The organism is Bacillus sp. FJAT-27916 (genome assembly GCF_001183965.1).
Taxonomy (GTDB): domain Bacteria; phylum Bacillota; class Bacilli; order Bacillales; family Pradoshiaceae; genus Pradoshia.
In genome coordinates, this window is sequence record NZ_LFZV01000001.1 from 2,225,048 (window position 1) to 2,246,539 (window position 21,492).

Below are 21,492 nucleotides of genomic sequence, written 5' to 3' on the forward strand. Positions count from 1 at the left end.
TATAATCTATAATTAATAAAGCCAAGAGGGAGACTATAATGGTACTCACTACTAAACAAAAAGAACTGCGAACAAAAATTTTAGAAGAAATTTATGTTCACGGTCCTATTTCACGAATAGAAATATCAAAATATACAAATATCACCCCTGCTACCATAAGCGAGATAACTGGATCTTTAATTAAGGAAAATCTTATTTATGAATTAGGAGAGGCCTCTTCTGAAAATAATAGATCAGGACGAAAAAGAATTCTCTTAGATATTTCTGAACGTCACAGCTTTTATATTGGATGTGAACTATCTGAAAAACATATGACATTTTGTTTAACCGATAATACCGGAACAATCTATGCGGAAAAGGTTATCAAGTTTAATACAGAAAATGATATTAATGCAATAACAGAAGTTTATTTTATAGAGGAAATAAATAATTTTATTGAAGATCTCAAAAGCTATCATCCAAAAGCGATAGGAATAGCATTACCTGGACATTTCAATGATAAAAACAAAACAATATATAGCAATAACACAATTTGGAAGAACTTTGATTTAAGTATTCTAATTGAAAATTTGACCTTACCTATTTATTTTAAAAATAATGTCCATTGTATGGCCAACGCAGAGAGGTTCTTAAGTAAAGATAATATAGATGATAATTTTATTTTCTTCCACGTCGGTAGAGGGATGTTTTGTTCTCATATTAATAATGGACGTACATATGGAGAGAACAAATTTCTAGTAGGTGAAGTAGGTCACATTATTGTTCACCCGGATGGGGAATTATGTGAGTGTGGCAAAAGGGGATGCTTGCAGACATATGCTAGTGAAGCTTGGATTATAAAAAAATCTCGCATCCTTTATGAAAACTCAAATACAACTTTTTTAAGACAATTAACTCAAGACAAACAAAATATTACAATAGAAACCGTTTTAAAAGCCTATACAATGGGAGACGAAGGTGTTACCAACATCCTAAATAACGCCATTAAATACCTATCTATCACAATCAATAATCTTCCATTAATGATTGATACAAACAATCTCATTTTACATGGAGAATTATTTAATGAACCGACATTGGCTAAATTGCTTGGTCATTATATAAATCAAAATAATATCCTACCTCCCCTAAACCATCTTTGGGATATATCATTAAAACCATATTCCGATATTAACGGGGCACTTGCAGCATGCAGTCTGGCTATCTCCCAGTCTTTAATTCAGAAAAGGTAATGAATCTATAGGCGTTTTTTTCGTTATCCACGCTATGCCTATTTTTTTCAAACAATCACTTATATAGATCGTGATAAAAAGAAATATTATTTAGGTTGCTAATAAAAACGGTAAACCACTAAAAAAAGAAACAGGCGATTAATATCATTCGCCTGTTTCTACGTTCTCATAGGTGACAACGAGTCAATAATCACTCAAGGAACCCCTTCCCTACATTCATCCCTATCTGTCAATTATCGCCCAATAAGAAGGCTTTACATTGTATTCATTATCAAATACAAATGGCGCATCAACCCCTACGCCGTTATTATATTCTTCTGCACGGTCATTGAGCCATGTATGGTTGTCAGCGACACCCCAGAAGGTAACACTGCTGATTTTATCATCCAGTCTCTCGTACAACTCGAACAGTTGATCATAACGAACAGCCTGGCGCTCAAACTCACTGGCTGGAATGGCATCATAGGTCGGGTATGCCGGTCTTGGCGGCCAGCCATATAGACTGACATCTAACTCTGTAATCTGATTATCAAGTCCTAAACCAGCGAATAGATTAATGGAATCCTCAATCTCCGTTAAGGTTGGCCACCCAATTTGGATATGGGCCTGATGCCCGACTCCATCAATCGGTACACCTTCTTCAACCAGTTCACTCACTAGATTGTAAAGATACGTTCTCTTTGGCTCTACCTCCGTGTTGTAATCATTAATGAAGAGCTTGGCATCTTTTTTGGCGTATTTGTCGGCTGTTTCAAAGGCTACTTTAATATAATCCGTACCGGTGATTTGATACCAAGGAGATTCCCGGAGCCCCTTATCATTCCCAGCATACTCGTCAATCACCTCATTCACGACATCCCATGAGGTAATATCATTCTTATAACGCTTCACAACTGTCTTGACATGCGTCTCCAATCGCTTCAATAAGAGCTTCTTATTCTTTTCTCTTTGCTTCGGATCGGTCTCTTCCACCATTTTGTTGCCTTCTTTATCAAGGAAGAACCAATCTGGCACCTGACTATGCCAGATCAACGTGTGGAATCTGAGCTCCATTTTATTCTTTTTCGCAAATTTGACAATCTTATCCGCATCCTTGAAGGTAAACTTGCCTTCCTCAGGCTGGATATTAATCGGCTTCATCACATTCTCAGCAACCAGAGTATTAAAATGGCGTTTAAGAATTTGGCCATCCTTCCCATTGAGCATATGCGGCTCAACGGCTGCCCCTATATCAAATGAATCCTTATACCTTTCATCAAGCTCAACAGGGGCTTTCATCGCACTAATTGGTTTCGTTGCCGGCCCTGCAGAAGCACTGGACAGACCACTGGATAATAATAAGACTGCAGCCGCACCAGAGAAAAGCTTCATACGTAATCCTTTAGACATTATTTGTTCTCTCCCTTCATTTATACAAGCTTTTAAATTAGAAGAACTGTCCTCCTTTCATCAAACAAAATGTAAGGGCTTTCAATTTATGTCAGGAAAATATGTATCCCTCTTGTTGAGATTGATTATAGCAAGTCACCTTTAGTTTATCCAGTGAACAAACTAAGTTTACTGAAAAATGAATCTATTTATCTATGACTTTGGAAATATGTCAAAGTTTGCGTTTATTTGGAATACACAAAGGCTAATAGCCCTGTTCTAAACAAGGCTATCCTCATATCTTCGTTGTCAATAAGCCCTAGTTCCCTTCCCCAAATGTGAATGCTGACTCCTTCTTCTCCATTTATCCATCATCAAGAATAAGGACAAAACGAGAATACGGAATATCACCATAAATAAAAAGGACAGGTACAGGCCCCTTACCAGTGGACTTGAAGTTTATTGCCATTGGGGTCATAAAAGTGGAAAAAAGTATGACCATGATCTTCTTGTATATCCTCCACCTTAACCTGATTATCCATTAAGTGTTGATGAAACTTTGATAGTTCTGGACTTGTAAAGCCAATGCTAAATTCTTGTTCATGATCAATGGTAAAATGGGCAAATGTTTCATCTTCGGTAGGAACTAAGATAAGCAAGAATGGTCCCTCATTTACTTTTAAGATGGCTCTTTCCTCAGAATGGTTTAGTAACTGGAGCCCTAATACATCTCGATACCATTTGGCTGACCGTTCTAAATCTTTTACAGGAATTCTAATATAATGTACTTGTTCAATAAATGATTTACGCATAACCCTCTCCCCTTTATTTAATCTTGTCGATCAAATTATCCCTTCTAACAAACTTCCTAGTATTCGTAGTTTAATGTCTACTTTATCCTCAAAAAAGTTTTCCATTCCCGTAAAGCATTTTTACAATAATCATCACCAACATTTTGAACGACCGTTTCTATATTCTTAAGTTCTCGCTTAACGACCGGATGTACCTCGGTTGTATCTGCTTTATGATAGATAGAATGTAAGAAATCTAGCGTTTCTCCGATTAAATAAGGCTCCCTCAACTTGATCAGTTCATTTATCACGGATGGAATAGAATCATAAGCTTCAATCGGTGTTAACCGCTCAATTATTTTTTCAAAAGAAGGACTGAAATACCATTCGTCCTGATCCAGCTTATCTTGCCAATCTGTATAAATTTCACTTAGTTCACGCATGCTAACTCCCTCTTTTGCCTAAATTTAAAACCATCTCCAAGCGTTAGGAGAGAATCGCTCTTATAATTCTTTCTGCAAAAAAATCATATCCCCTCCTTTTTACAGGCTGACCCACAATTCTAAAGGAAAAAGACCTCCCTCCGTTCCATGAACGGATAAGAAGGCCTCATAACTAACACTCATATTCCAACCCTACAGCATTTTCTCAACGACTGCTTTCGCTGTAAGCTCCTTATTGTAGATCGATTCCTTATTTGTTCCCTTGAAATAGGCGAAGTATAGAAGGTCTAATAGATAGAGCTGCGATATCTTAGCGGTCAGGCTCCCGCCCTGCAGCGGTCCTTCATTGGCACCGCATAATAAGGTGATGTCCGAATAACTCGTGAGATGAGATTTAGCAAATCTCGTGATGGAGATGACAGTCGCACCTCTTTCTTTGGCGACCTTTGCAATCTCAATCGTGTCCTTTGTTGAACCGGAATAGGAAATCAGGATCGCGACATCCTTTTCCGTCAATAGGGAAGCGGACATAACCTGAAGATGAGAATCCATCGAGCATTCTGTTTTATTTGTTATTCTCATAAACTTGCTTTTTGCTTCCATCGCCGTCACTAATGATGATCCTACGCCAAAAAAATGAATCCGATCTGCCTTAATCATGTGCTCAGCTGCTTTTGCGATATCCTGTTCATCGATAAGATTGTAGGTCTCGGTCAGTGCATTGATATTGGTCGACAGGATCTTGGATGACAGTTCTGGAATGGTATCCTGCATCGTAATCTGACTTGATAGCTGAGGCGTTTCATCCTCTAAAGAGACACTATGGGCCAATACGATCTTAAATTCCTGATACCCTTTGAGATTAATCGATTTACAAAATCGAAACACACTTGACTCGCCAACATGACAGGCGTCTGCCAGATCGGTTATCGACATATATAGGACGTCTTTCGTGTTTGCTAGAATGTAGTCGGCTACTTTTTTTTCGGTGTTTGTGAAAGAAGCGTATCTTGAGTGGATTAGAGAAAAAATATCTTGATAAGCCATTTATACACCTCTTCTTCTATTGCTATTTACTATGCAGGGATACCGCTCCTAGGACGCCAGCCTTATTGCCAAGTCTTGCTTTCAAGATTTGAACATCCGCATAGCTTTCCATGATCAGCTCCCTGACTTTACGGTCTACCATTGCTGCCAGCATGTCTTGCTCCATGATTCCACCGCCTATGATGATGGCTGGCGGATTAAATACATGGATTAAAGAGGTGAGACCATACGCCACCTCCGTTACCCACTCATCCAGCACTTTCTCAAGCCTGCTGTCTCCTTGGCTAATCGCCTCAAAAATGATTCGGCCATTGGTGAATTCATGATCTATATCGGCAGCTTTTCGAATTAATGCAGTGGTAGAGGCATACGTTTCATAACAGCCACGCCGGCCGCAATTACATGGATAACCCAATGGATGGGTAATCATATGACCAAATTCTGCCGCAATGCCATTATACCCTCTATGAATTTGGGAGTTCAATACAATCGCTCCCCCAATCCCTGTGCCATAGGTTAAGCAGAGAAAATCATCATAAGGCTTCCCCGCTCCAAATGCTCCCTCGCCGATTGCTGCCGCATTGGCGTCATTCTCGACTAAAACCGGCACATGAAATTCATGCTCTAGGATCGCCTTTAATTTGGTTCCCGTATATTGAGGGATATTATCATTGGCATAAAGGATTGATCCGTCCGTTACATTGACCTGACCAGCCGTACTGATTCCAATCGCCTCAAATCCAGGATTTTCTGTTATGTATTGAATCAACCTCTCGACTAAATGCTTGCCGCCCTTTTTGCTCTCAGAGGGGTACTCGCCAAAAGATGTAAGATGACCATGCTCATCCGAAATCCCAATCTTAATCGATGTACCGCCAATATCTGCTCCTAATATATTCATTTCTCATCCCTCGATTGCCTGAAGAAACTTTTTCGTGATTTCCATCGGCCTTGTGATGGCCGTTCCAACAACAGCACAATGGACGCCAAGATCAAAGACACTTTTCAGTTCTTCAGGAGTCCAAATCCCACCCTCGGCGATTACGGGAATATCAAAGCGTTCCACCATTTGTTTAATCAGCTCAAGGTCAGGCAAATCATGGTGATTTGAGTAGTCCGTATAGCCACTTAATGTCGTCCCTAAACAATCAAAGCCTAATCGACAGGCTTCCTCTGCTTCCTCGATTGTTGAACAGTCCGCCATAAACAATTGGTCGCGATATTTCTTACGGTAGAGAGGGAACACCTGACTGATTGTCTTCCCGTCCGGTCTTACCCTTTTGGTTGCATCAAGGGCGATGATTTCGACCTTTTCATGGTAAAGGGCATCCACTTCCTCTATCGTTGGCGTGATAAAGACATCTGACCCTTCATAAACCTTCTTGATGATGCCAATGATGGGCAGGTCGACATTTTTCTTTATCTCTCCTATATCCTCAATACTATTCGCTCTAATTCCTTGTGCTCCGCCAAGCATTGCGGCACGCGCCATTCTCCCCATAATGAACGGGCTATGGAGCGGCTCCTCAGGAAGCGCTTGACACGAAACGATCAACGTTCCTTCCAGTTGGTTCAATATCTTATTCTGGCTGTTCATTTTCCCATCTCCATCTCCCGAATTTATTCCTTGACTGCCCCAATGGATATCCCTTTTGTAAAGTATCGTTGGAACATCATAAAGATGATCAGCATAGGAACAGCAGCTACTGTGGCACCAGCCATCTTATAGGCAAAGTTCGGATTTAAATCCTGCATCAAGGTAGCAATACCGACCATTAACGTCTTCGAATGTTCATTTTGGCCTACGACTAGCTGCCAGAGGTAATCATTCCATACTTGGACAAAATTCAGAATAAATAATGCCCCAATCCCAGGCTTCACCATCGGAAGCATGATTTTATAAAAAATCGTAAATTCACTCGCCCCATCCATTTTGGCTGATTCACGCAAGGAATCAGGAATGGAGTCGAAGAAGCCTTTAAGCATGAATACCCCAAACGCCGTGGCCACATTCGGCCAGATCATGCCATTTAGCGTGTTGACCATTCCGAAATCCTGGATAATCCGGAATAAAGGAACGATCATGACTTCCTTTGGTACCATCAGGCTAGAGATGAAGATGATAAAAATAATATTCTTCCCTTTAAAATTCAGCTTTGAAAAGGCATAAGCAGCCAGGCTGCTGACAATCACTAAGGCAATGGTCGAAACGAGGGAGACATAAATACTGTTATAGGCCCATCTAAAGGCAGGCTGATTATTGAAGACATCCACATAGTTCGCAAAGGATATCGTTTTTGGGAACCAATCCGGCGGCATTTTCACCACATCAGCACTGTTCTTGAAGGAGCTCGTGATCAGCCAATATAGCGGAAATAAATTGAGAAGGGCAAAGAAAACGACGAATCCATTTATGATGATATCGATTTTCTCTTTTTTCTTTTTGTTTCTATTCTTCTTTCCAAACAAGCCTCTCACCCCTTATCTTTCTTAAACATCATTCTTAACTGCGGAATGGATAGGACCAAGGTAATCAAGAACATGATGACCCCCACAGCTGAAGCGATGCCGAGCTGATTATATTTGAATGCATTATTGTATAAGTAGTACATAAGAGTGGTTGATGCATTGTTCGGTCCACCGCCGGTTAAGAGCTGAATGACGACAAAGATCTTTAATACGGCGATGATATTCATAATGATTATGTAGATAGTTGTGGGCTTAACAAGCGGAATCAGGATTTTAAAGATGATGGTCATCCGGTTAGCGCCATCGATTTCAGCCGCTTCAAAAACATCCTTTGGAACCCCAATCATGGAAGCGACATAAAGGATAATGGCTTGACCTATGTTCGTTGCAAAGGTGATAAAGATAATCACGGGCAGCACGAGGCTTTTATCTCCGAGGAAATTAACCGAGACTATTTCTAATTCTCTTGCCGCATATGGGATGAGGCCGTTAGCAGGATTAAGCAAAAAGCTCCAAACCATACTCATGACGACCATAGACACCATAACAGGTATGTAATAACTGCCCCGAATGAAGGAGACATATTTGGCATTCTTATCAAAGATAGCGGAAGCCACAAAGAGGGCAAAGACAACGGTTAACGCGACAATACAGATGACAAAGATGACCGTATTGACGGTTGATTTCATAAAGACAGGGTCGGCGAATAATCGCTGATAGTTTTCAAAACCGACGAATGTCTCCTGCTGGTAATTAATCCGGAATAAGCTTAGCCGGATTCCTTCCATGATCGGATAGACGATAAAGACTAGAAAGAGTAAAAGCTGCGGCGCAATAAAAAGATACCCCGTTATGTTTTCCTTCAATGATTTCGTAATCTGCATGGTATTCCCTTACCTTTCTATATAACAATCTTAAGCTCTTTTTCAGAGCTTAAGATTGTTATCCATTCTCAATGCAGGGTTATTTCTGATAGATGACCGAGTTCGCTTTTGATTCCTCGATGATTTGGTTTCCTTTTTCCTGATAATCCTTCACGACTTGCTTCGGTGTCTTATCACCAGTGAAAAGGGCCTGAAGCTCTGGATAGAGGACCTGTCTCAATTGACTGTATCCAGGGACATTCCCGGTAAAGTTAAACATATACTGGGCATTGTCATTGTAAGCGGCGAAGAGCGGATTATCATTCTTGAACTCTTCGATAACGGAATCCCGTACCGGTATTCCATTTTTGGAAGCCTTAACAAGCTCTGGATCAGAGGAAACAAATTGAACGAAATCCTTGCTGACCTTCATGCGTGTTTCATCATTTGTATTAAACACAGCCGCTCCAGTTACATAAGTAAAGGTAAGCGGATCTCCACTTTCAGATGGAATGTTCGCTAGTCTCATATCAAATTTCTGTGTTTTTCCGCTTTCCATATCTGCTTTAGCATTGGTAGCCAAGACGGAATTCGTGAAGCTGATCGCCAGCTGTTGATTCTGGAACATCGCATTCGCATCATTGGACGAAACCGATTCAGCTCCAGGGTTTGTATACCCGCTCTCATAAACCTTCTTCAGCCATTCAGCTGCCTTCACTCCATCCGCGGCATCAAGGGTGATATGGCCGTCCTTATCGAAGAATGAATTGCCAAACATTCGTAAGTAAGCTAAGTTCCATGTATCACCTTGATTATTCAGTGCATAAAGCCCCATTGGATAAGCGTTTGGATACTTGTCTTTTGGCAGATTATCCTTTAAGCCTTTGAGGATCTTTTCATAATCCTTCAATGTCCAAGTGCCGATTTCATTCTCTTCGGCAATATATTCGTCGAGTCCTGCCGCCTTAAACATATCCGCGTTGTACGCTAATGTACCAGGCATATGGGAGAATGGATAGAAATAAATATCATCGCCAAAGGTGACGCTTTCCCAGTAGCTTTCCGGGATATCCTTCTTCGCTTCATCATCAATCACATCGTTTAATGGCACTAAAGCTCCCCTGTGGGCATAATCCCCCATCGCAAAAACGCTTTCAAAGAACACATCAGGAGGTGTTCCCCCATTTAGATTGACATTGAGGAGCTCATCCCTTTGATCTCCTGCAATCACTTCGACATTAACCTTTACATCATGCTCCTTATACTGCTTGGAAAATTTCTCGGCAGCATATTTGAAGAAGCTGTCATAATCTGCCCCATCCTCTGAACCATCCATGACACCCTTCCATTGAGGAGTCAGCCAAACAGAAATTTCCACCTGATCTGATTCTTTCCCATTTGACTCTTTTGAATCATTGGAACAACCCGTGACAATCACCAGCAAGAGCAGCATAGCCGTTAATACAGTCAGATAACGCTTTTTAAACATATACCTTCCCCCTATCCATCTCCTAAAATGGTCTTTACTTTATTGAAGACAAGCTTTGCTAAAAGCTCGTGGCCTTCCTCATCGAGATGCATATAATCAATCCGGTTCATAGGAACCTTGCCCTTCGAATCAAGAAGCTCAATACCAGATTCCTGTAAAAGCTCCGTCAAATGATTGGCTAAATGCTCCGTTTTATCATCACAGTCTTTCCCCATCGATTTACCGATTGGTGTCTTTGCATATTCCGGTCCAATCGGCGGCGGCACAACGACTAACACAGGTGAATTCAGTCCGTTGTGTCCTGACAAGAGCTGCTTAGCCTTAAGGGAAAGCTTGGCGATTCCTTGTGCGATATTAAAGGATGTAAGACCAAAGCGCTCTTTGGCATCATTCGTCCCAAGCATGATAATGACAAGTTCAAGCGGTGAATGGCTCATTAAACAAGGCTGCAGATACGCACTTGCATTCATGCCTTCCAATAAGGGGTCATCTAATACGGCTGTTCTACCCGGAAGACCTTCCTCTACTATTTGATACTCCTCACCAAGATGCTCCTGCAAAAGTGTTGTCCAACGTATCCCTTCAGGAAATCTTCCACCCGTGCTTGCGTCAAATCCCCAGGTGTTTGAATCTCCAAAGCAAACGATTCGTTTCTTCTCAGCCCTGTTTTGCATACGTTTGAATGGATTGATCGATTAGATTTTTTATGTCGACTATTTTCTCTAGATCCTCTCCGCTCACTGGCTCTAATGGCGCCCGCACACTTCCTATGTTGACCCCATTAAGCTTCAATACTTCCTTGATGGCGGAATACATGGATCCATTCAAGGAGCAAAGCGCGATAATAATATCATTGATATCCTTTTGAATCCGTCTCGCCTCAGCAAAATTTCCTGTTGAGACAAACTCTTCAGCTGCCAGCAAAAGCTCCGGCATCACCGCATAAGTACCGCCAATACCACTGTCTGCCCCAATTAGCCGGCCAGATACAAACTGCTCATCAGGGCCATTGAACACAATGAAGTCCTCCCCTGCCGCCGCTTTAAACCTTTCAATATCCATGACTGGCATAGACGAATTCTTCAGCCCGATTACCTTATCGTTCTCAAGCAATTTCGTAAAGAGATTCATAGACAAGCTGTATCCGGTTGTCTGCGGGATATTATAAATAACGAACGGCAGCGTAGAAGCCTCCATAATATCCGTCCAATAAGCGTAAATCGAGCTTTCAGGAAGCTTGAAATAAATCGGAGGAATCGCGGATAGCGCATCATACCCTAATTCCTCGGCATACTTAGCCAAACGGACGCTGTCTCTCGTGGACGGTGCACCAACATGAGCCATTAACGTCAGTTTCCCTTGCAAGCTTTCCGCAACATATCTTAATGTTGCCTTTCTTTCTTCCAGGCTCTGATAGATACATTCACCAGAGCTCCCGCCGACATAAAGTCCGTTAACCTCTTTTTCCAAAAGGTACCCACATAAATCCTTCGTTCGCTCCTCCGACACCTCTCCTAAGTCATCGTAACAAGCATAAAAAGCCGGAAAAATCCCTTTAAATTTGTCCAATCCCATCTCGCTCACACTCTCTAACATTTATTGTTATGTTTTCCAGTTTCAATATAACATGGGAGGAAATGGGCTGTAAATAATTTTCTTTATTTTTAAAATTAATGGAAAAAATTTCGATTATTGTTACTTAGCAGGATACCAATTGTCGCTGATTAGATGTACATCATAAAAAACCGCTACTGATTAATGATCAGTAGCGGTTTAGATCAACGAGGGGTTTTAAGAAACTCCAACCCACCTAAGATTAAGCTTGTTTCATAGTACTGGATTATGCTTTCGTAAGGAGTGTTGCAATTCCTTTCATCTAATATATAAAAACAGCCACCTCCAGATAGGAAGTGGTTGAACTGGTTGTTGAACGTTTGCTGCATCGGTTGTTCATTAAGCTAATTACTTTATTCGTAAAATGGTATGAAACATTCTAGGTTTATGTTTTTCTAATGCTTGTATTAACTCATGACCAAAAACAGTAATGGACTTCTCCCAAGGGTGACCTAATAATCCCCAATTAAATTCTCTTTGTAAAAAGAAATAATAATCTCCATTAGGGAAAATAGGAACTAGCCACTCATTAAATTCATCTCTTGGAAACACTAAAAAGGGATTAACCCAATAGCAAGAATGTTGCCAATCTAAAGCATAAACATACTCATTTTCATTTATTAATTCCTGAAAAGCTAATAAAGATTTCTCTTCAAGATTACGATAAAGCCATTTTATCTCCTCTACGTCTCCTGACCAACAAAAATAACTGGAAATATCATATGTAATAAAAGGCTTTGGCACTTTAAATGAAGGGAAATTACTTCTACTAGGTTTAAACTTAAACTTTCCATATACCATATCCCATACTAGGTCAGATTCTGAATCTGAAAGTTCAATCCAATTATTCAAAATATATCTACTCCTAAAAAAAGATCTCTTTTAAAAACACTTCCATTTATTATGCCTGAAATAAATGAATGAACCCAAATGGATTAAAGAAAACATCCTCTTTCTCATATCTACATTCATTGATGAAAGCAATTTTGTATAAAGGTGAATTTTGCTCTAAACTAAATGTTTCACCTTCCTTAAAAGATGGTTGTTCAATAATGTTATAAAGATTAAAGTTATTAAGAAGGTCTGCTGCTTCTTCCGGTGATATTGAGGAAGAAGTCATGACATCAGGTAATTCAAAAGCTTTCATTCCACACGAAAAATAACTTTCCTCATCCCCAATAAGAGTTACAAAGTGAGAATAGATCGAGAGATAATCTTTGTTTTCTAAAAGCTGAAACCATTCATCTTTGGTATGGGCAATTCCGGCTGTTTCAACTTTTACTGCTAAACCACCAGACTTTAATAAAGATGCTCCGACATCTACCAGTTCCTTAAGATCTTCAAACCCATTTATATTGGCTATTACATAGACGGTAAGGGTATGATGTTCGATTTCATCTAAAAGGCCATCTTCAAAGGAACCTGCATATGAGAATGCTTCCGTTAAATGTGGGTCGTGTTCATAAACTTCTACTTCAAAACATACGTCTTTTTTTGTGTTATGAATAATGTAACCAGCCATTAAATACCCATCGCCGTTAGATGCAACTGCCTGTATTAACTCTGTTCTATTTTTCCACTTTCCAGGAACCCCAATAATGATTTGGACTTCTTCCATAAAAACACTCCTCTGAATGGGATACAAACAAGATGTACCCATCATATGTTTTAAATTTTTTATTGAATTGGTAAAACCCTCTATTTCAATGAAACAATCATTTCCTTTTACTATCCCCTTCTTGGACTAACCTCCATCATTTCTACAATAAGAAGGAGTCCAAGATATAAGGGATTTAATCCTCTATCTTCTCTAGGTCATGCCCTTAGCTACATTCTATAAGAGATCCATTATAGAAACGGTGAAAATAAATAAGGAAACTACAATAAACATATATCCAATACTTCTCTTCCTGTCTTCTTGTAGTTCAATTAATCCAGATACCAACATAAGTGCACCTAGAAGCAGCATTAAATGGGACATAAACTTAAAGTTTTGGCTAATCACACCATATCCTGATAATGCAATAACACTAACCGCTAAGATAGATCCCAATATTTTTAGCATCCCAGCCTCCATCCATTATTCACTTTTCAAGTTGTTCATTCATTTTAGTACTTTGAACTCAATAATATGTCTTATCATGGAATCCCTTCCTTAGCCATCCTTACCCCGTTTAAAAGAACGGATCATCAGCCATTGGCATAGAAGCAAGGACATTTAAAGTTCAAGAAGATAACTTATTAAACTATCTTTCTGTTCGAATCCAGCTTTCATATATAAGTGATTCGCTAGGCTGTTTGTATGATTAACCGTTAATGTAATTTCTTTTATTAGTGGGTATGAAAACATATCTGTAAGGGCTTCTTTTAACATTATTGTGCCTAAGCCTTGATTTTGGGCTTTTGCCGATATACCGATATATTCAAGCGACGCTTCTGACATTTCAGGATTCACTTCATAATAGGCATAACCTTGTAACACATTAGATTCAGTTTTAAGCACTCGTAAGGTATTTCCAGCACCAAGCCTTTCTATAATCGTTCTTGCATCATAGTAAGTGCTTGGGAAGGTTTCGTTATGTAATTCTTCAAAGGCTTTAAAATCACTTTCTATAAAAGGAACACTGTTCATTTTGCTGACTCGCTCAAAGTTTCGTTCTTTCATTTCCAGGATAAGATATTCACCTGTCTTTTTTGCCTTTATTTCCTTCATAAACTGTTGTTGCTGGAGGTTTTCTTTGTTGATAAAAAAAGAGAAGGTTTGAACAGTTGGATTTTCATTTTTCAACTCTTCCCATAATTCATATTGCAGGTTAACAGAAGATGTTTGATTAAAGGGTCCCCATACTTCTGCACTCGTTTCATCTATATCAAAACCAATGGCTGCTATGATTTCCTCGCTATTTCTTGCAAGGATAAAGTTGATATCTCCATGATCGCCGGAGACAAAATCTTCCTTTAGCGTTTGGTAGATTTCCTCAACCTTCTCGCCACAATAACCTATATTTGATTTCTTATGTTGATTTATTTCAGATAAAAAAAGGGATAATTCATCTAGGTCTATTGCTTTTTCGAATGTCACATTCATATCATTTCCCCACACTTCATTCTAATTTGAATATCGCACAACTCTCTTAGGTAGGATAAAACTCTTCTCCAACTTTCCTGCTGTTCCTATGAGAAGTTCAATAGAAACCACATTAATCCTGCTAGATCCATTTCCCGTTAAGCTTCCTCTTTAATAAATTCCTCAAGATATTCCTTTAATTCCTCTTTTATTTCATCTACTGATTCATCAACAAGTTCACCTAGAATCTTACTTCCAGGTACATGTTTATTGATTGGTATTCCTAAGAAAACCCGTTCACATTTCCATAATGTAATCGTATGGATGTCAATAAGGTCACCGTATGTGTCCGTTTTCTCTGATAGACCAATCGTCACTGAAGAAATAGATCCCGGCTTAAAATAATCGTCACCTTCCTTACGAAAATTCACTTCTAATGCAAGATTCCCCTTTGCTAAAAGAGCTTGATAATCTGCCCGTAATTCTTCGATATAATCTTTCAATACTCTTTCAGTATGTTGAATAGTTATTTTCAAGTCATCGGTGAAATCATTTTGTTGAAACTTCATTTAAAAATCACTTCTCTTTACAAAGGATACGTATGTATTTCTTCAAGAAAGGAAAATATCCTGCTTCCACTAACGAAGTAACAGTCTATAAAAACACTCTGCAAAAAGGAGGAAAAAGTAGAAAACAGTCGAATTAAGTATATAAAAATACTAAATGAAGTCAGGTGATACTCATTGGAACGAACATATGGGAAAAGAATGATCTATACAAGCCGCAGCCAGTCAGCGATGCGGTGATTCAAATGGCAGAAGCTAAGCTGAAAGTAACCCTTCCAGCCTCCTACATAGAGCTATTAAAACAACAAAATGGCGGTCGTTTTACACAATGCCTACCCCGCTCCGCAGCATGAAAAGTTTGACGAGCCCTTCATAGAGGTTGAATACATCGATGGGATTGACGAAGATAGCTCCATACTAGAAAGTGAAGAATTATGCGAAGAATGGGAAATGCCAAAGGGGCTGGTATTGTTTCACGGTGATGGTCACACTTGGCTTGCATTTGATTACCGGCACACCTCAGCGAATCCCCCCATCGTCTATGTGGACAATCATGAGGAGACTTCACAGGTATTCGAAATTGCCAAAAGCTTTGACGAATTTCTGGAGAATCTATATACCGTTGAAATCGAATTGGATGATGAAGAGTATTCCCCTGTCACCTATAGCAAAGAAGAGTTTGAAGCACTGATTGAAGAGAATGATGTTGATAGCCTCTATGATATTCTTACTGTTCATGAATATGAAGTGGAAGCAGAAGATGATTGGTATGTTGAAAAACTCTTGCATTTAAGCAAACACCCTAATGAAGATATAAGAAAAGCAGTCGCTGACCTTATACTGTATTGGTATACTTTAATATTAGATGATACACGACTGGACAAATTCATCAACCTATTCAAGGCTGATAAAAATTCCGATGTTAGGGACTATGCTGACTGGATTGTAGAAACAATGAATTCCTCTTTAGAGGATCTAAAGAATATGATGCATAAGTATGAGAGCGATTATGGACATAATGTCATATTTAAATTTACGTATAAAGGTAATAGCCGCCTTGTTATACAGATAGAAGGCAAATGGGTACTTGAAAGCGAGGACGGCACGAAGCAGCAGTTCAATTCAATTGAAGAGTTTTTTAAAGAGGCTAAGCTGGATGGTATTCCGCTTACTGAAGCATGGGATGATGTGAAGAAACGATAATCACAGATAAAGAAGGTTATAAAAATAGACCTTGATGGAGAATCACTGTATTTTCCTATCAAGGTCTTTTTGCATATTTGCCATTTCCGCATAACCCTCCCTGCCTTCACGTAATGATGGGTAGATTTGTCACCTAGTTGGTTTAACAATCACATCAGTCCTAATAAGATTAATCGTTTCATTGCTGCCGCACGTGTACGAATATCATTTTTATTCTGGTACTCCTCCACTTTGTCTATAATCATTGCTGGTATTCTTATATCGATCCGTTGAGAATCTCCTCTCTCAATATAGACCTCTAAGTCCTCCTTTTTATCTAGTCCAATCCTCACCAATTCTAAAATTGCAGCCGTTCGAGTAGAAATACCATTGTTCAACTGATAGTCTTCTATTTCTCTTAATAAAATATTTGGCATTCGAATATCTACTCTTATTAGTTCCATAGGGTTTCCTCCTACACTTTACTTCCATAATTATACTAAAAATACCAGCTTTTTGACCAGTTTCATACAAATGTATTTTATATCGGGTGAACAGTATTTTATATTGTACTTGATTTGTACGTGAATTAATTATAATATATGAAATGTAATATTTAACCAATTATTAGTAGATTGGATGTGGTGATATGAAAAGAATTGTTCTTATGACAGGTCTATTATCGTTATCTACCATTACGGTAAGTAGTGCAATTTTCAGTTTAGAGACATGGTACGAACAACAACTGGGTGTTTCTATGACAAATGTAATAACTGATAGTGAAGACACCATGACCCGCTCCATATATGACTACAACAAATTTACTACCGCACTTATGAATGACGGATCAACACAGATTTATGACCAAACTACTAAGTCTTTTACCGCATCAAGCGCCAACATAAACAAATACTCCGAAGAATACATCAAACAAATTCAATCAACGACGAATACACTTAAAACCACTCGCTATAATCAACTTGTAAATGAACATATCTCTCAACACAACCAAGAAATAGATGAAGAAGTAACAGATATATTAGCCGAAATCTTAAATTAAACTGATTTTACGGGGATAACCCTTAAAATACACTATTATTGAAAAGGGGAATTTGACATGATCAAAACAGTAAAAGGCAAAGTAATCACAGGGGTAACAGCATTTGCACTTATTTCTGGAGGAGCAGTAATGGCTAGCACAGATGCTGGCAGCAACCTTAAAGCTTGGTATGATGCTCAATTCGGTAAATCAACCGCTAAAGTTGTTAAAGACTCTACTGATTATGCAAATGGCAAAGCTGGTTCACTTTATAAAGAATATGACAACCTGAAAAAAGAGGGATCTGGATATATTAATACTGCTGGTAGCCTAAAAACTGCTGAAGGAACAACAAATATCAATTCTGCAAAGGATCAACATATCAAATCCGTACAATCGAAAGAAACTGACATCCAAAACTATATGACATCACAATTTGACGGATTATTTGCCGCAGCACAAAAAATTATTGATGAAACAGCTCAAGAAGGCTCTAAATGGGCAAATCGAGATCTAACTGCTCAGTATGGTAAAGACGGTTCAAGAGCTGCTAGTCAAGTTGAGACTGATCTTGGTGCTGTGAAAGGAGCAGCTGTAAAAGAATTAGAAACAGCAATAAATCAAGCAAAAACAGAGATCCAAGCTTCATTAGATTCTAATACAACTGCTACTACTGAACAAATCAAGAAAGCCATTGATGCCAAGATAAAAGTAATGCGCGGAGAAATCACTACATTACGTGACAATCTAGTAGCGGCTCAAAAACAAATAATCGCAAACAAAGCGATTGCATTAGAAAACCAAGCTAAAGCTGAAATGGATTCAGTTGTCGCTGACATAAACAGGTAATCACGAAATAGATAGGAAGGACATCACACTGGTGTCCTTTTCTTCCAGTATTTGGAGGTGTATTCATGAGCAGAAAAGAAATCTACAATAAGAAGAAAAAAATACGAAGGTTTAAATATATGGCTACTGTCTTCATCTTAATAATAGGTATTGGATTAAGTTCTCACGTTATGGCTGATGGAAATGCAAGTTCATTGCTTAGTAACTGGTTTGATCAGAAAGCTAATGAATCCATTAATGAAATTAATCAAAGTATCCAGAAGGAAAAAGAAAAATCATTACAACGATTACAGAAAGAGCTACAAAAGGATATGAAACAATCCGCAAAGGACCTTGATACATTTACACAGCAGGAAAAACAAAGAAGTGTTGAGGAAATCCAGCGTTACACAAATGAGTTAATCAGTAAGATGGATGGCCAAGACAGCCAATCCAAACAAGAAATGAAAAATAAGTTAGATGCCATTACCGAAAAAGCGAAAAATGAATTGGATCAGGCAGCAAAAAAGTAGCTCACATAGTGGGCTTTTTATTTTGAGTTTCAGCATATTTATAGGACCATCTTGACGTTATTCTTTCTAGTAATGCTTCTCAATTTGTTTGAGATAATTAAATCTTATATGAATAAAGATTTTCAAATGACCATAGCTATCAGCCCACTCTACTCCATAATGTACGTATAGCTTTGCAAGTATCTTTCATTGATGAATATATAATAAAAGAAAACCTGTAGGTAAAACACTCCTTCTCAAGTGTCCTAACTACAGGTACCATTTAGCCTTCATTCTTCCTTTTATAAACTACTGACCTAACTCTATATAGCAGGATTTCTCTCGCGTAAACTCTAACACACTATCATTGCCAATCCCGCTCTCCTTGTGACCGCCAAACGGTAATTCAGGGCCAACTCGCCTGTATGTGTTCACCCACACATTCCCTGCTTCTATTGAGCGGATCATTCGATGGGCACGGTCGAGGCTGGATGTCCAGACGCCGGCAGCTAAGCCGTAAGCGGAATCATTGGCCATGGCGAGTGCTTCCTCTTCTGTATCGAATGGCATGACGACGGCTATGGGGCCAAATATTTCTTCCTGGCATATACGATAGGAATTACGATCGACCTGAATAAGTGTCGGTTCGACCCAATAGCCTTCTGCCAGCTCAGGCTTATTCGGGAATAGAGAGGAACCTCCAGCACGGCCGCCGTAAATGATTTCTCCGCCTTCTTTTTCAGCCAGTTCAATATAGGAGCAGACCTTATCGTATTGAACCTTGTTGGCAATCGGTCCCATGGAGACCTCACTGCTCATCGTATCCCCTAGCTGTATATAGCTGTCGATTTGCTGCTTCATGAGCGCAATCATCTCATCAAAGACAGGTCGTTGGATTAATATTCGGGATCCAGCTGCACATATCTGTCCTGCATTGCCGGTAAATATGCCATTGACGGTCACGCCGTTAGCCGCTTTCTGCAGATCAGCGTCAGCAAAGACGATATTCGGAGACTTTCCTCCCAATTCCAATGTGAGTGGTTTCGGGTTAGAAGCCGTTGATTCCGCAATGGCTCTTGCAGTGTTCATAGAGCCTGTTAAGCTCACCTTATTAACCCCTTTGTGGCTGACCAAAGCCTCCCCAATTTCTGAGCCGTACCCGCTAATCACATTCAGCACGCCAGGAGGCAGGATTTCTTGGATGATTTCTCCCAATCTCATAGAGGAGACGGCCGCTAGTTCAGATGGCTTGATAATAACGGTATTCCCAGCTGCCAACGCATAGGCTGCCTTAATTGAGAAAGTAAACAACGGAGCGTTCCAAGGGATGATTCCAACGACCACCCCTAATGGCTCACGTAATGTATATCCAACTGTATTGGGCCCCAATTGTGTCGTTTCTCCCCTGCTTCCAAGGGAAGTCGCACCGGCGGCATCATACCAAATACTTGTTAAGGAAGGGATCAGGCCATAGATCGTCTCTCTAATCACCCAGCCATTATCACGTGTTTCCAGCTCAGCAAGCTCCTCTGCATGCCGAGCAACGGCATCACCAATTTGGCGTAGATAGTTGGACCTTTCTAATGCTGGGACTGCAGACCAGGATGGCAAAGCATTTCGGGCTGATGCGACCGCTTCCTCTACGTCCTCTACCGTGCTTCTTGGAACAGAAGCCCAAATCTGCCCGGTAGATGGATCAACACTGTCAATTGTTTTCCCTGATCGAGCTTGCGTGACTTTTCCGTTAATCAGATTGTCGTATTCCTTTACACTGCTACGTGTTTCCACCTTCATCCTCCTTTCATCGCTTTAAAATCAAACGAGAACTTCTTTCTCCTGTTGAAGCCAGCCCAATGCTTTGACTGCTTGGTCATAATACTGCTTTTTAGTACCTAGATAGTTCTCATAAAAACGAGCCCGTTTCACATATAATTGACAGTCCATTTCCTCGGTGAAACCGATGCCGCCATGAATCTGGATATTATGCGAAGCGACTCGTATAAAAGCTTCTGTGACGAATAATCTTGCGCTGGCTATCGCCTGAATCCGATCAGGCGCCCCGCTCTCCATCGCCCAATTGGCATAGTAGGTCAATGAGCGAGCTGTCTCAAGGTCGAGCTTCATGTCGACAATTCGATGTTTAATGGCTTGGAATCGGCCGATCGGTTGGCCGAACTGTTCGCGGATATTTGCATATTCGGCTGCCATTTCGACGATGCTATCTATGCTTCCAATGATATTTGCACAGAGGGCGGCATTTATGGAAAGCAATCCTTCTTGGATGATTTCCCATCCATTATCGATATCGCCAAGAATTTGATTAGAAGAAACAGAAAGATCCTCGAAAACTACCTTTGCCAGTAATCTTGTTTCATCGAAGTTTTTTTGATTTTGTATTTGAACATCTTCACGGTCCACGATGACTAGTGAGATTCCATGCTGTTCTTCTCCATCATTTGTCCGCACTAATACAAGCATGCTATCTGCCAATCTAGCATCTGGTACGAACGATTTCGTTCCATTCAGCACGAATGAATCACCGTTGCGTTCCCCTCTCATCTTATTGCCTGAAGGCGTATAGCTCCCCTTTTCCTCCAGCCACGCAAGTGTGAACGTATGACTTCCCTCCGCAATCGCCGGCAAGTATGTTTCTTTTTGCTGATTTGTCCCGTACTTTTCTAAGAGCGGTACGACGAGAGCATTTGTCTCTAAATAGAGACTTGGGATAAGCGCACGTCCCATTTCCTCTAAGATTGGCACCATATCTAACAGCCCAAGTCCCATTCCACCATATTCCTCTGGTACATTAATGCCTGTACAGCCCAGCTCAGCCATCCCCTCACGCAAGGTTTGCAGGGACCCTAATTCGCCTTTTGTCACTTCCCTCGCTATCTTCGTCTGTCCAACATCATCCAAGTACTTGCGAACATAATTGCGGAACATTTCCTGCTCCTGGCTTAATGAAAAATCCATTCTTCCTTC

General features: G+C 40.0%; 25 protein-coding genes. 6 read left to right on the plus strand and 19 right to left on the minus strand.

Annotated elements, in window-relative coordinates; genetic code table 11:
* Positions 1-38 precede the first annotated feature (38 nt).
* Positions 39-1,232 (plus strand): ROK family transcriptional regulator, encoded by a 1,194-nt coding sequence (locus tag AC622_RS10725; protein WP_049671069.1) that lies wholly within the window; start codon positions 39-41, stop codon positions 1,230-1,232.
* Between the two features lie 222 nt (positions 1,233-1,454).
* On the opposite strand, the gene AC622_RS10730 is transcribed toward AC622_RS10725, so the two are convergent.
* The 16 genes from AC622_RS10730 to AC622_RS10805 all read right to left on the minus strand — a co-directional run bounded on the left by AC622_RS10730 (position 1,455) and on the right by AC622_RS10805 (position 14,952).
* On the minus strand, positions 1,455-2,621 hold the full coding sequence (locus AC622_RS10730; RefSeq protein WP_049671070.1) for an endo-1,4-beta-xylanase: 1,167 nt from the start codon (positions 2,619-2,621) through the stop codon (positions 1,455-1,457).
* A gap of 419 nt (positions 2,622-3,040) precedes the next feature.
* Positions 3,041-3,412, minus strand: a complete 372-nt coding sequence (locus AC622_RS10735) for a VOC family protein (protein WP_049671071.1) — start codon at positions 3,410-3,412, stop codon at positions 3,041-3,043.
* A 77-nt stretch (positions 3,413-3,489) separates the two neighbouring features.
* On the minus strand, positions 3,490-3,834 hold the full coding sequence (locus AC622_RS10740) for a hypothetical protein (protein WP_053103748.1): 345 nt from the start codon (positions 3,832-3,834) through the stop codon (positions 3,490-3,492).
* A 192-nt stretch (positions 3,835-4,026) separates the two neighbouring features.
* Positions 4,027-4,881, minus strand: coding sequence for a MurR/RpiR family transcriptional regulator (locus AC622_RS10745; RefSeq protein ID WP_049671072.1), 855 nt, complete (start codon positions 4,879-4,881; stop codon positions 4,027-4,029).
* 22 nt (positions 4,882-4,903) lie between these two features.
* A complete protein-coding gene (locus AC622_RS10750) occupies positions 4,904-5,782 on the minus strand; it encodes an ROK family protein (RefSeq protein WP_049671073.1) in 879 nt (292 codons plus the stop codon).
* 3 nt (positions 5,783-5,785) lie between these two features.
* Positions 5,786-6,478, minus strand: coding sequence for an N-acetylmannosamine-6-phosphate 2-epimerase (locus AC622_RS10755; RefSeq protein WP_049671074.1), 693 nt, complete (start codon positions 6,476-6,478; stop codon positions 5,786-5,788).
* Between the two features lie 23 nt (positions 6,479-6,501).
* Positions 6,502-7,350 carry a carbohydrate ABC transporter permease gene (locus AC622_RS10760; RefSeq protein ID WP_049671075.1) on the minus strand — a complete coding sequence of 283 codons (849 nt, stop codon included), beginning with the start codon at positions 7,348-7,350 and terminating at the stop codon, positions 6,502-6,504.
* 5 nt (positions 7,351-7,355) lie between these two features.
* Positions 7,356-8,234: a carbohydrate ABC transporter permease gene (locus AC622_RS10765; RefSeq protein ID WP_049671076.1), complete on the minus strand. Its 879-nt coding sequence runs from the start codon at positions 8,232-8,234 to the stop codon at positions 7,356-7,358.
* A gap of 79 nt (positions 8,235-8,313) precedes the next feature.
* Positions 8,314-9,702: an ABC transporter substrate-binding protein gene (locus AC622_RS10770; protein WP_049671077.1), complete on the minus strand. Its 1,389-nt coding sequence runs from the start codon at positions 9,700-9,702 to the stop codon at positions 8,314-8,316.
* An 11-nt stretch (positions 9,703-9,713) separates the two neighbouring features.
* The gene (locus AC622_RS10775) at positions 9,714-10,376 is read right to left on the minus strand and encodes a GDSL-type esterase/lipase family protein (RefSeq protein WP_049671078.1); all 663 of its coding nucleotides are present in this window, start codon (positions 10,374-10,376) and stop codon (positions 9,714-9,716) included.
* On the minus strand, positions 10,360-11,277 hold the full coding sequence (locus AC622_RS10780) for a dihydrodipicolinate synthase family protein (protein WP_049671079.1): 918 nt from the start codon (positions 11,275-11,277) through the stop codon (positions 10,360-10,362). The genes AC622_RS10775 and AC622_RS10780 overlap by 17 nt, the downstream gene beginning before the upstream one ends.
* 387 nt (positions 11,278-11,664) lie before the next feature.
* Entirely contained in the window at positions 11,665-12,168 is a 504-nt protein-coding gene (locus AC622_RS10785; RefSeq protein WP_049671080.1) for a DUF2716 domain-containing protein, read from the minus strand.
* Positions 12,169-12,217: 49 nt separating this feature from the next.
* Positions 12,218-12,934: a DUF4261 domain-containing protein gene (locus AC622_RS10790; RefSeq protein WP_049671081.1), complete on the minus strand. Its 717-nt coding sequence runs from the start codon at positions 12,932-12,934 to the stop codon at positions 12,218-12,220.
* A gap of 216 nt (positions 12,935-13,150) precedes the next feature.
* Complete coding sequence (locus tag AC622_RS10795) at positions 13,151-13,381, minus strand: DUF3953 domain-containing protein (RefSeq protein ID WP_049671082.1); 231 nt, start codon at positions 13,379-13,381, stop codon at positions 13,151-13,153.
* A gap of 153 nt (positions 13,382-13,534) precedes the next feature.
* Positions 13,535-14,404, minus strand: a complete 870-nt coding sequence (locus tag AC622_RS10800; protein ID WP_049671083.1) for a GNAT family N-acetyltransferase — start codon at positions 14,402-14,404, stop codon at positions 13,535-13,537.
* 137 nt (positions 14,405-14,541) lie between these two features.
* Positions 14,542-14,952, minus strand: coding sequence for a hypothetical protein (locus tag AC622_RS10805; RefSeq protein WP_049671084.1), 411 nt, complete (start codon positions 14,950-14,952; stop codon positions 14,542-14,544).
* A gap of 242 nt (positions 14,953-15,194) precedes the next feature.
* Between AC622_RS10805 and AC622_RS21670 the strand changes: the two genes are divergently transcribed.
* Positions 15,195-15,302 carry an SMI1/KNR4 family protein gene (locus AC622_RS21670; RefSeq protein WP_442853816.1) on the plus strand — a complete coding sequence of 36 codons (108 nt, stop codon included), beginning with the start codon at positions 15,195-15,197 and terminating at the stop codon, positions 15,300-15,302.
* A complete protein-coding gene (locus AC622_RS10810; protein WP_049671085.1) occupies positions 15,259-16,152 on the plus strand; it encodes an SMI1/KNR4 family protein in 894 nt (297 codons plus the stop codon). Before AC622_RS21670 ends, AC622_RS10810 begins: the two co-directional genes overlap by 44 nt.
* A gap of 149 nt (positions 16,153-16,301) precedes the next feature.
* Here AC622_RS10810 and AC622_RS10815 read toward each other — a convergent pair whose 3' ends face one another.
* Positions 16,302-16,595, minus strand: coding sequence for a hypothetical protein (locus AC622_RS10815; RefSeq protein ID WP_049671086.1), 294 nt, complete (start codon positions 16,593-16,595; stop codon positions 16,302-16,304).
* A 185-nt stretch (positions 16,596-16,780) separates the two neighbouring features.
* Between AC622_RS10815 and AC622_RS10820 the strand changes: the two genes are divergently transcribed.
* The 3 genes from AC622_RS10820 (at position 16,781) to AC622_RS10830 (ending at position 18,531) form a co-directional block, all read left to right on the plus strand.
* Positions 16,781-17,191 carry a hypothetical protein gene (locus AC622_RS10820; protein ID WP_049671087.1) on the plus strand — a complete coding sequence of 137 codons (411 nt, stop codon included), beginning with the start codon at positions 16,781-16,783 and terminating at the stop codon, positions 17,189-17,191.
* Between the two features lie 57 nt (positions 17,192-17,248).
* Entirely contained in the window at positions 17,249-18,019 is a 771-nt protein-coding gene (locus AC622_RS10825) for a hypothetical protein (protein ID WP_049671088.1), read from the plus strand.
* Positions 18,020-18,084: 65 nt separating this feature from the next.
* Positions 18,085-18,531: a hypothetical protein gene (locus AC622_RS10830; RefSeq protein WP_049671089.1), complete on the plus strand. Its 447-nt coding sequence runs from the start codon at positions 18,085-18,087 to the stop codon at positions 18,529-18,531.
* Between the two features lie 288 nt (positions 18,532-18,819).
* Here the strand turns inward: AC622_RS10830 and AC622_RS10835 are convergent, their stop codons facing one another.
* Positions 18,820-20,298 (minus strand): aldehyde dehydrogenase family protein, encoded by a 1,479-nt coding sequence (locus AC622_RS10835; RefSeq protein WP_197089927.1) that lies wholly within the window; start codon positions 20,296-20,298, stop codon positions 18,820-18,822.
* A 27-nt stretch (positions 20,299-20,325) separates the two neighbouring features.
* Positions 20,326-21,483: an acyl-CoA dehydrogenase family protein gene (locus tag AC622_RS10840; protein ID WP_049671091.1), complete on the minus strand. Its 1,158-nt coding sequence runs from the start codon at positions 21,481-21,483 to the stop codon at positions 20,326-20,328.
* Positions 21,484-21,492 lie beyond the last annotated feature (9 nt).